This is a genomic window from Streptomyces sp. SAS_270, from assembly GCF_052543295.1.
The window spans coordinates 1-9,986 of record NZ_JBMNDS010000135.1 but is presented as its reverse complement, the minus strand read 5'-3'; the positions used below and the strand labels follow the sequence as shown (position 1 = coordinate 9,986).

Below are 9,986 nucleotides of genomic sequence, written 5' to 3'. Positions count from 1 at the left end.
CCCCCCCCCCGCCTCGCGACGAAGCGTGCGCCCCACCCTGCACCGAAGCGTCGGCCCGCGCTGCGCCGACGCGTGCGCCCCACCCTGCACCGAGGCATCGGCCCGCGCTGCGCCTACGGAAAGCCCTCTTCCGCCACCCCTTGCACACGCGTTGCGCAGGTCAGTGGATCCTGATCGGCTCGGGGCACGTCACAGGGGAAAGGAGGCCAACCCATGCGCCGTACGACCCCCCGCCCGACCACCGTCCTCGCCCTCGCGGCATCCGCCCTTCTCCTCGCAGGCTGCGGCACGCAGTCCGGCGACAGTGGCTCCGGCAGCAGCGCCGTGACACCGTCGAAGGCGCCGTCGAAAGCACCGTCGTCGTCACCGACGGCCGGCGAGAAGGAGTGCGTGCCGGAGTCGTCACTCACCGCCGAGGACACGGGCCGCACGGTGTGCCTGGCGGCGGGCGGCGTCCTGCGCATCACCCTGGACGGCACCACCAAACGCGCCTGGAAGCCCGTCTCGGCCACCGGCGACGCCCTCGAAGCCACCAACGCGGGCATCGTCATCCAGCCCGGTGACGCCACCGCCGCCTTCACCGCGACATCCGCCGGCACGGCACACCTCACCTCGTCCCGCCCCGTGTGCGGCACCGACCCCGTCCACATCGCATGCAAGGGCCTTCAGGAGTGGACGGTGACGGTGGTGGTGCAGAAGTCCTGAGCCGTCCTCGCCTGTCGCCTCAGACCTCGCTGCCGGCGAAGGGTCCGTCGGCAGCGAAGGCCAGGTCGGCGAAGCGCCTGCCGAGACGCTGGTGGGTGGCGGCGTCCGGGTGGAGTCCGTCGGGCAGCGGAAGCTCGGCGAAGTCGGCCACGCCGTAGAGCTCACGTCCGTCGATGTAGTGCAGGTTCGCGTCCTCGGCCGCCCGCTGCCTGACGATCCGGGCCAGTTCGTCGCGGACGACGCCCAGGGCCAGCTTTCCGCTCGCACGTTCCGCGGGGTCGCCCATGGCCCTGAACCGCAGTCGCCCGGTGCCGAGTGCGGTGAAGTCGACGGCGCTGGGGCCGGGCGTGTCCTCGTGGATCGGGCACAGGATCGGCGAGACGACCAGCAGCGGTGCGCCGGGGTGGCCTTCGCGGATCGTGTCGAGGAAGCCATGGACGGCGGGGGTGAAGGCGCGCAGGCGCATCAGATCGGTGTTGACGAGGTTGATGCCGATCTTGAGGCTGATGAGGTCGGCGGGAGTGTCCCGGATGGCGCGGGCCGTGAACGGGTCGAGCAGGGCGCTGCCGCCCAGCCCCAGGTTGACGAGTTCCACACCTGCGAGGGCGGCGGCGAGGGCGGGCCAGATGGTGGTGGGACTCGCCGCGTCGGAGCCATGGCTGATCGAACTCCCGTGGTGCAGCCACACCTTGCGGCCCCGGTCCGGTGCGGGCTCCACGGGGGCGTCGGTGCGCAGCGCGACTAGTTCGGTGCTCTCGTTGTAGGGCAACCAGATCTCGACGTCCTTGATGCCGGAGGGCAGGTCGGTGAAGCGAAGGGTGCCGACCGGGCCGGGCCGGTGCTCAAAGGTCCCCTCGGCCATGTCGATGGTCAGGGTGTTGCCGCCGCTCACACCGGACTGACCGGCCAGGCGGCCGTTGACGAGCAGGTCGTACAGGCCGTCCGGACGAGGCGGGGCGCCCACGTGGACCCGCTTGGTGGGCAGGGTGTCCAGTTCCAGGGCCCTGGCCCGGGTGCGGAAGACCAACCGGACGCCGGAGGGCTGGGCCTCGGCCATCGCGAGTTGCCCGTCGGTGCTCTGAGCGCGGGCACGGGCGGGCAACCGGTGCGGCAGAACGCCATGGGGGGTGCGTTCCACGTCGAGGGCGCCGCGCAGGAGGTCGGCGGTGACGGGCGTGGTGATCCATTGGTGCGTGGCGGTCATGGTCTCAGCCTGTTGATGGGATGCGGGAGTTGATGAGGGTGTCCGAAGGAGGTGCCCGGGTCGGTCGGATCAGCCGGACGCCGGTCGGCTGAGGCGAACCGAAAAGGTGTGGCTGTCCTTCGACGGTCCGCGGTGCCGTGGACGGCGGGGGTCAGGGCGTGGGCCAGGTCCGCAGCAGGGCGTCGAGTCGATCCAGGATCCACGGCCAGGTCTCCTGCGAGTCGGGAGCACTGTGACTGAAGCCCCCGGCCATCTCCAGGCTGACGTAACCGTGGAAGACGCTGCCCAGCAGTCGCACGGCGTGTGTCTCGTCCGGCTCCGTCAGGTCGTAGCCGCGCAGGATGGCCCGGGTCATCTGCGCATGCCGGCCGCCCGCGCTCGCGGCCGCCGCCTGGGGATCGAGCCGGAGCTGCGCCGCGGCGTAGCGGCCGGGGTGTTCCCGGGCGTAGTCGCGGTAGACGTTCGCGAAGGCCGCGAGTGCGTCCTTGCCGGCCCGTCCCGCCAGGGCGTCGGCGGCCCGGTCGGCGAGTTCCTCCAGCGCGAGCAGGGCGATCCCCGTCTTGAGGTCCTGGGAGTTCTTGAGGTGGGAGTACAGGCTCGCGACCTTGACGTCGAACCGCCGTGCGAGCGCGGAGACGGTCACCTGGTCGAAACCGACTTCGTCCGCCAGTTCCGCACCCGCCTGGACCAGGCGTTCGGTGGTCAGTCCTGCACGTGCCATGGCCTCTCCTTCACTTGCCTGAAGAGATTATGCATTTGCCTATAAGGTTTAGGCAAATTAGCGTGGCTGTTATGAAGCCGCTGACCGAGCAAGAGATCCGCGCCGCGTTCGTCAACTGCACCAAGGGCGAGGCGAAGCGCCTGGCCGTTCCGCGCGATCTGGCCGACCGGCCCTGGGACGACCTCGACTACCTCGGCTGGCGAGATCCGCAGGCCCCGGACCGCGGTTACCTCGTCACCGAGCTGGACGGGCGCCCGAGGGCGCTGGCGCTGCGCTGCCCGAGCTCTGTCTCCGGGCAGCTGCGGCGCAGCATGTGTTCGATGTGCCTGACCACCCATACCGGCGGAGTCTCGCTGATGGTCGCCCCGAAGGCGGGAAAGGCCGGACAGCAGGGCAACTCGGTCGGGGCGTACATATGCAGCGATCTCGCCTGCTCGCTGTATGTGCGGGGCAAGAAGGACGCGGGCATCGGGGCGCGGCTCCATGAGTCGCTCACCCTGGAGGAGAAGATCCAGCGCACCGTTGCCAACGTCGCCGCGTTCATCGCCAAGGTGACCGTATGACTCCACAGGTCGCGCTGTTCAAGTGCTGCTGGTTCCAGGCCAGTTGTCGGGAGCGGCGCGTTGCGCACGCTGTTCGCGACGACGACGGGAGGGGAGGGCCGCCTCGGCTGGATCGGCCGAATGGCTGACGTGAAAGGTTTGCGGGCCGGTCGGCCATGACCGTTCGGGCCAGGCACGGGTTGAGGGCGCAGAGCCACGATGGCGACAGCCGACTCCCGTGATCCCCAGGATGCCCGTGACCCACACAGCCGACCCCGTCCACCCGGTCGTCGAACGACCGCTTCCCGCCCAAGCGGCACCGGTCGAACCGGCACCTGCCCAACCGGCGCCGGCCCATCCCGCACCCGCCCCACTCGCGCCGCGCGCCGCGCCACGACGCTGGAAACGCCACCGCGTTCCCCTCCTCGCCACGCTGCCGATGCTGGTCCTGTACGCGGTGTGGTGGGCGTGCCTCGCCACCGGCGGTGGTGACCTCGCGGCGCAGGAGGCGTGGGCGGAGTTCACGGCGCAGAACGGGGGATCGGCTTACAACCTGTCCTGGTACGGCGGCATGCACACCGCCAACTACAGCCTCCTCTCCCCGTACTTGATGGCCGCCGTCGGCGTGCGCACGGTCACCGTGGTCTCCGGGATCGCCGCCACCTGGCTGGCCGCGGTGCTGATCACCCGAACCGGCATACGGCGCCCGCTGGGCCCGGCGCTGCTCGCCGCGTTCGCGCTGTGGTGCAACGTCGCCTCGGGCCGTACGACCTTCGCGCTCGGTGTCGTCCTCGGCCTCGCCGCCTGTCTGCTGCTCGCCCGTGAACGACGCCTGGTCCTCGCCGGCGCGTACGCCGCGCTCGCGACCATGGCCAGTCCGGTCGCCGGGCTGTTCCTGGCCGTCATGGGCGCGGCGTTCCTTCTCGTACGGGACTGGAGGCGCGCCCTCGCCCTGCTGGTCCCGCCCGCCGCGGTCGTCGCCACGACCACGCTCCTCTTCCCGTTCACCGGCGAGCAGTTGATGCCGGCCGATCGGATCTGGGCGCCCGCGTCGCTCGGCCTCGCCGTCGCCGTCCTGGCCCCTCGCGGCTGGCGCGTGGCGCGCCGGAGCGGTGCCGTCTACGCGGCCGGAACCGTCCTCGTCTATCTCATCCCCTCGCCCATCGGCACCAACATCGAGCGGCTCGCGGCACTCTTCGCCCCGGCGGCGCTGCTCGCGGCGCTCCTGAGCACCCCGCGACCGGCGCGGCGATCGCGGGGCCTCCTGATCGCCGCCCTGGTCTTCTCCGTCGGCTGGGTGGGCGTCAAGACCATCTCCGATCTGAGGGTGAGCGCGGCCGTGCCGGCGTGGGCGGCGGACACACACGGCGTCGTACGGGCCCTCGACGGGCTCGGCGCCGACCGCACCCGGGTCGAGGCGGTCCCGGCCCGCGACCATCGTGAGGCCACCGCACTCGCCCCGCACGTGAGCCTCGCGCGCGGCTGGAACCGTCAGCTCGACATGGAACGCGACCGCCTCTTCTACGACGGCACCTTCTCGGCCACCACCTACCGGACCTGGCTGGACCGCTGGGCCGTCGGCTACGTCGTACTGCCGCTCGCCGAACCCGACGGCTACGCCGAGGACGAGGCACGCCTGGTCCGCGAGCACCGGCCCGACTGGCTGGAGCCCGTGTGGCAGGACGCTCACTGGCGGGTCTACCGGGTGCGCAACGCGGTGCCGCTGGTGTCGGCGCCTGCCTCCGTCGTCCGGACCACGAGCGCCGAGGTCGACGTCCACGTGCCGGCATCCGGCTCGGCGACTTTGCGGGTCGCGTACTCGCCGTGGCTGCGCGTCGACGGCGGCTGCCTCGCCCCCGACGGCGAGTTCACACGGCTGACGGTGGCCCGGCCGGGCGCGTACCGGATCGGCTCGCAGTACGCCGCTTCACCCGCGCCGGACCACTGCTGACCGCAGTGCCGCCCTCGTCACTGCGTGCCGGGGGTACCGGCGTGGCCGGTCTGCCAGGCCCACGCGGCGATCTCCACGCGGTTGCGCGCGCAGAGCTTGAGCTGAATGCCGGCCAGGTGCGTCTTGACCGTGGAGAGGGAGACGTACAGGGATGCGGCGATCTCCGCATTGGTGTGGCCGAGGGCGACCAGGCGTACGACGTCCAACTCGCGGTCGGTGAGCGGGTCCTGGGGCTGCGGCGGGGCGGCGGGCTTCGGTGCCTGTGCGGCGGTGAGGTGCTTGAGCAGCCGTACGGTGACCGACGGGGACACCAGCGAGTCGCCGTTCGCGGCCGCACGTACCGCCTCGGCCAGCAGCGTCGGGCCGGAGTCCTTGAGCAGGAAGCCGCAGGCCCCGCCGTGCAGGGCGCCGTAGACGTACTCGTCGAGGTCGAACGTGGTGACCACCACGACCCGCAGCGGGTCCGCGACGGTCGGTCCGGCCAGCAGACGCGTGGCCTCCAGCCCGTCCAGTTTGGGCATGCGGATGTCCAGCAGACACACGTCTGGCCGCAGCCGCCGGGCCAGCGTCACGGCTTCCTCACCGTCGCCGGCCTCGGCGACCACGGTGATGTCCGGCTGCGCGTCGAGGAAGAAGCGGAAGCCCGTACGGACCATGTCCTGGTCGTCGGCGATCAGGACACGGATGGGTTTGCGGTCGCTCATGAGCGCATCATGCACGAGGCGAGTGGGGTGAGGGCGAGGGACCCGGGCGGTGGCGGGCGCACGGAGCGCGCGCCCTGTCGCAACGGCGCCCGCGATCGAGCCCCACGCCGCTCGGCGGGGGCTTCAGACACCTGTCGCGCCGTCGATCCGCTCACGCAGCAGGTCGGCGTGTCCGTTGTGCCGGGCGTACTCCTCGACCATGTGGATGAGCACCCAGCGCAGTGACACCTTGCCGCGCCATCCGTCGTGGCCCACGAGGTCGAGGTCGGGCGCCTCGGTGACGAAGCGCTCGGCGAACGCCACCTCGGCATGCCAGGCCTCCCATGCCGCCGCGACACCCGACGGGTCGGCCACCGCACCGTCGAAGTCCCCGTCGGGGGCGGCCGGTGAGGAGAACAGCAGCTGTGCGTCCTGCCCGGCCAGAACCTGCCGGAACCAGCGGCGCTCCACATCGGCGAGGTGCCGGACCAGGCCGAGCAGGGAGAGCGTGGACGGTTCCACTGAGCGACGGGCCAACTCTGTTTCCACGCCCGCGCACTTGAGCTCAAGCGTCCTGCGCTGAGCTCCCAGGAAGTCGACGAGCATGCGCCGCTCGTCGCCGGTCGCGGGACTGCTGAACCGGGGGTCGTTCTCCTCGGCGGTGAACAACTGCGCTCTTCTGCTGGGGCTGGTCATGCGGCTCATCCTCGACGATGAGGGTACGGAGTGGAACCCCCGACCGAGGCAGCCGCGGGTATTGAACTCGTAGGCGTGGACGTCGGCGGCGAAAACCAGTGGACACGTCGGCCCGTGGCGTCCTAGCGTCGCCCGGGTTCGAAGTCCACAGGGGTGCGGAGGCGGCAGGGTTTTCGCGGTCCCCACGCTTTGGCGGGGTGCATGTGATGACGGTCCGAGCAGCGGCGGCCGACAGTGACCGGCTGTCCTCCGAAAACGCCAGGATCTCTTCGAACCCAAGGAATCACCTCTGTGGATCTTCCACGTATCTTCACCATCCGCGAGAGCAGTCACCGCGTTCACAACCCGATCACCACTGACAAACTCGCCACGCTGGGCCGGGCCCTCGACCCGGAGCCCGGGACGCGCGTGCTCGACCTCGCGAGCGGGTCGGGCGAGCTGCTCTGCATCTGGGCCCGCGACCACCGGATCACCGGCACCGGGGTGGACATCAGCACGGTGTTCACCGAGAAGGCCCGCGCCCGTGCCGCCGAACTGGGGGTCGCCGACCGCGTCGACTTCGTCCACGGCGACGCCGCCGGCTACATCGCGGACGAGCCGGTGGATCTCGCCGCGTGCATCGGCGCCACCTGGATCGGAGGCGGCGCCGCCGGCACGGTCGAGTTGCTCAGCCACAGCCTCCGTCCAGGCGGGGTGATGCTGATCGGCGAGCCGTACTGGCGTCGGCAGCCGCCGGACCAGGACACCCTCGAAGCGTGTCATGCCGTCAGTGAGAGCGACTTCCGGCCGTTGCCGGAGCTGATCGAGCAGTTCGGCAGTCTCGGGTACGACGTAGTGGAGATGGTGCTGGCCGACCAGGACAGCTGGGACCGCTACCGGGCGGCCCAGTGGCTCAACCTGCGTCGCTGGCTCGACCGGAACCCCGACGACGAACTGTCCGCCGAGATACGGGCCGAACTCACCGAAGGACCCGCCCGCTACGCACGCTATGAGCGTGAATACCTGGGCTGGGGGATCTTCGCGTTGATGGGCCGCTGACGGCCCGGTCAACGCCGGGTCCGGGCGGCGTGCCGCCCGGACCCGCACGGGGCCGGTCGCGCCCGACCCGCGTCTACAACTCCCGGTCACCCTGCCAGGTGACCGACGTCAGGACGGTCGGGCCGCCGTGCGCCAGGCCTTTGTAGGTGACCGTCCGGGCGGGGCCGATCTCGTGGGCGGCCAGTCGTGCCAGGTCCCTGCCTTCGCGGAACAGCCGCTGCCACTCGTCGTCGTACTTGGCCTCGTCGCGGTCGCGGATCAGCAGGTCGAGGGTGGTGTTGATCCGGCCCGCCCACGCGTACAGGGCGGTGTTCAACTCGTCGGACAGGTGGAGGGCGGCGGCGGGATCGTCGGGGAAGAAGTCCCCGAATCCGTGGGAGCGCAGCGGGCCGAACCGGTATTCGCCGTCGACCTCGATGTGGACCGGGTGGGGCGGCCTGCCGTGGCCGTCGCCTTCAGCGTGCGGGCGGTCGCAGCCCCAGCAGATCCCGTACGACGTGCTGTGCTGCTCGTCCCAGTAGCGCACAGCCGCTGACGGGCCCAGATGCCTGGCCAGGCGGTGGGCAACCGCAGCGCCCTGCCTGGCGTGCTCGGTCAGCTCCGCGCGGGAGTCGGACCCCTCCGGCGGCCGGGACAGCGACCACGAGCGCAGGGTCTCGGCGAGATCCTCCGGGAGGCCCAGCTCGGGTTCGTCCAACGGCACGTGGCCGGTGAACGTGTCGATGTGGTCGTCGTGCGTCCAGTCCTCGTACGGCCCGTAGCCGTACTCGTACGACTCGTACACGGGGGAGGGCTCGCCGCGGGCCTGCACGAGAAGGCGGCGCGTTTCTGCGACGGTCATGCGGGGTCCGCTCCGATCATCGAGCTGTTCCGTCCGGGGTCGATATTGCATGATCATGCGTGATGGCGCATACTCTTCCTATGTCTAAGGTTCTCACCTCCCTGCCCGCCGGCGAGCGCGTCGGCATCGCCTTCTCCGGGGGCCTCGACACCTCCGTCGCGGTCGCTTGGATGCGCGACAAGGGCGCCGTCCCGTGCACCTACACGGCCGACATCGGCCAGTACGACGAGCCCGACATCGCGTCGGTGCCCGGCCGTGCGTCGGCGTACGGCGCCGAGATCGCGCGTCTGGTCGACTGCCGCGCGGCGCTGGTGGAGGAGGGCCTGGCTGCGCTCACGTGCGGTGCGTTCCACATCCGCTCGGGCGGGCGTGCCTATTTCAACACGACGCCGCTCGGCCGCGCCGTCACGGGCACCCTGCTGGTCCGGGCGATGCTCGAGGACGACGTGCAGATCTGGGGCGACGGCTCGACGTTCAAGGGCAATGACATCGAGCGGTTCTACCGCTACGGCCTGCTCGCCAACCCGCACCTGCGCATCTACAAGCCGTGGCTCGACGCGGACTTCGTTCACGAGTTGGGCGGCCGCAAGGAGATGTCGGAGTGGCTGCTCGCCCACGACCTCCCCTACCGCGACAGCACCGAGAAGGCGTATTCGACCGACGCCAACATCTGGGGCGCCACCCACGAGGCCAAGACCCTGGAGCACCTGGACACCGGCGTCGAGACCGTCGACCCGATCATGGGCGTGCGGTTCTGGGACCCCGAGGTCGAGATCGCCGCCGAGGACGTCACGGTCGGCTTCGACCAGGGCCGCCCGGTCACGATCAACGGCAAGGAGTTCGCCTCCCCGGTCGACCTGGTGATGGAGGCCAACGCCATCGGCGGACGCCACGGCCTGGGTATGTCGGACCAGATCGAGAACCGGATCATCGAGGCGAAGAGCCGCGGTATCTACGAGGCGCCCGGCATGGCGCTGCTGCACGCCGTGTACGAGCGTCTGGTCAACGCGATCCACAACGAGGACACCCTGGCGCAGTACCACAACGAGGGCCGGCGCCTCGGCCGTCTCATGTACGAGGGCCGCTGGCTCGACCCGCAGGCGCTGATGATCCGCGAGTCGCTGCAGCGCTGGGTCGGCGCGGCCGTCACCGGCGAGGTCACCCTGCGGCTGCGCCGCGGTGAGGACTACTCGCTCCTCGACACCACGGGCCCGGCGTTCAGCTACCACCCGGACAAGCTGTCCATGGAGCGCACCGAGGACTCGGCGTTCGGCCCGGTGGACCGGATCGGCCAGCTCACCATGCGCAACCTGGACATCGCCGACTCCCGCGCCAAGCTGGAGCAGTACGTCGGCCTCGGCCTGATCGGCACCGGCAGCCCCACGATCGGTGCCTCCCAGGCGGCCGCGACCGGGCTGATCGGCACCATGCCGGAGTTGCCGCAGGGCGGCGCCGAGGTGATCGCCTCCCGCGGTGAGGTCTCCGAGGAAGAGGCGCTGCTGGACCGCGCCGCGATGGAGTCCGGCACGGACTGACCTGGCGTCACCGGTGCAGCACCAGGGGCGACCTGGCCAACCGGGTCTCGCACTCCGGCAAGTGCCGGAG

The 9,986-nt window shown here is 70.9% G+C and carries 10 protein-coding genes; 5 read left to right on the top strand and 5 right to left on the bottom strand.

What is annotated here, in order from left to right:
* The first annotated feature begins 213 nt into the window (after window positions 1-213).
* Window positions 214-705 (top strand): hypothetical protein, encoded by a 492-nt coding sequence (locus ACN6LB_RS44215; protein WP_445030854.1) that lies wholly within the window; start codon window positions 214-216, stop codon window positions 703-705.
* Between the two features lie 19 nt (window positions 706-724).
* On the opposite strand, the gene ACN6LB_RS44210 is transcribed toward ACN6LB_RS44215, so the two are convergent.
* Together ACN6LB_RS44210 and ACN6LB_RS44205 are read right to left on the bottom strand one after the other, a co-directional pair.
* Entirely contained in the window at window positions 725-1,909 is a 1,185-nt protein-coding gene (locus ACN6LB_RS44210) for a GDSL-type esterase/lipase family protein (protein WP_445030853.1), read from the bottom strand.
* A 151-nt stretch (window positions 1,910-2,060) separates the two neighbouring features.
* Entirely contained in the window at window positions 2,061-2,630 is a 570-nt protein-coding gene (locus tag ACN6LB_RS44205) for a TetR/AcrR family transcriptional regulator (protein WP_445030852.1), read from the bottom strand.
* A gap of 71 nt (window positions 2,631-2,701) precedes the next feature.
* On the opposite strand from ACN6LB_RS44205, the gene ACN6LB_RS44200 reads away from it, so the two are divergent.
* Complete coding sequence (locus tag ACN6LB_RS44200; protein WP_445030851.1) at window positions 2,702-3,193, top strand: FBP domain-containing protein; 492 nt, start codon at window positions 2,702-2,704, stop codon at window positions 3,191-3,193.
* A 235-nt stretch (window positions 3,194-3,428) separates the two neighbouring features.
* Window positions 3,429-5,123 (top strand): glycosyltransferase family 87 protein, encoded by a 1,695-nt coding sequence (locus ACN6LB_RS44195; RefSeq protein WP_445030850.1) that lies wholly within the window; start codon window positions 3,429-3,431, stop codon window positions 5,121-5,123.
* A gap of 17 nt (window positions 5,124-5,140) precedes the next feature.
* Here the strand turns inward: ACN6LB_RS44195 and ACN6LB_RS44190 are convergent, their stop codons facing one another.
* Window positions 5,141-5,827: a response regulator gene (locus ACN6LB_RS44190; RefSeq protein WP_445030849.1), complete on the bottom strand. Its 687-nt coding sequence runs from the start codon at window positions 5,825-5,827 to the stop codon at window positions 5,141-5,143.
* 123 nt (window positions 5,828-5,950) lie between these two features.
* The gene (locus ACN6LB_RS44185) at window positions 5,951-6,502 is read right to left on the bottom strand and encodes a DinB family protein (RefSeq protein WP_445030848.1); all 552 of its coding nucleotides are present in this window, start codon (window positions 6,500-6,502) and stop codon (window positions 5,951-5,953) included.
* 291 nt (window positions 6,503-6,793) lie between these two features.
* Between ACN6LB_RS44185 and ACN6LB_RS44180 the strand changes: the two genes are divergently transcribed.
* On the top strand, window positions 6,794-7,540 hold the full coding sequence (locus ACN6LB_RS44180) for an SAM-dependent methyltransferase (RefSeq protein WP_445030847.1): 747 nt from the start codon (window positions 6,794-6,796) through the stop codon (window positions 7,538-7,540).
* 73 nt (window positions 7,541-7,613) lie between these two features.
* Here ACN6LB_RS44180 and ACN6LB_RS44175 read toward each other — a convergent pair whose 3' ends face one another.
* Window positions 7,614-8,381, bottom strand: coding sequence for a hypothetical protein (locus ACN6LB_RS44175; RefSeq protein WP_445030846.1), 768 nt, complete (start codon window positions 8,379-8,381; stop codon window positions 7,614-7,616).
* Between the two features lie 80 nt (window positions 8,382-8,461).
* Here ACN6LB_RS44175 and argG point away from each other — a divergent pair, with 80 nt between their 5' ends.
* Complete coding sequence (gene argG / locus ACN6LB_RS44170) at window positions 8,462-9,916, top strand: argininosuccinate synthase (protein WP_445030845.1); 1,455 nt, start codon at window positions 8,462-8,464, stop codon at window positions 9,914-9,916.
* Window positions 9,917-9,986: the final 70 nt, after the last annotated feature.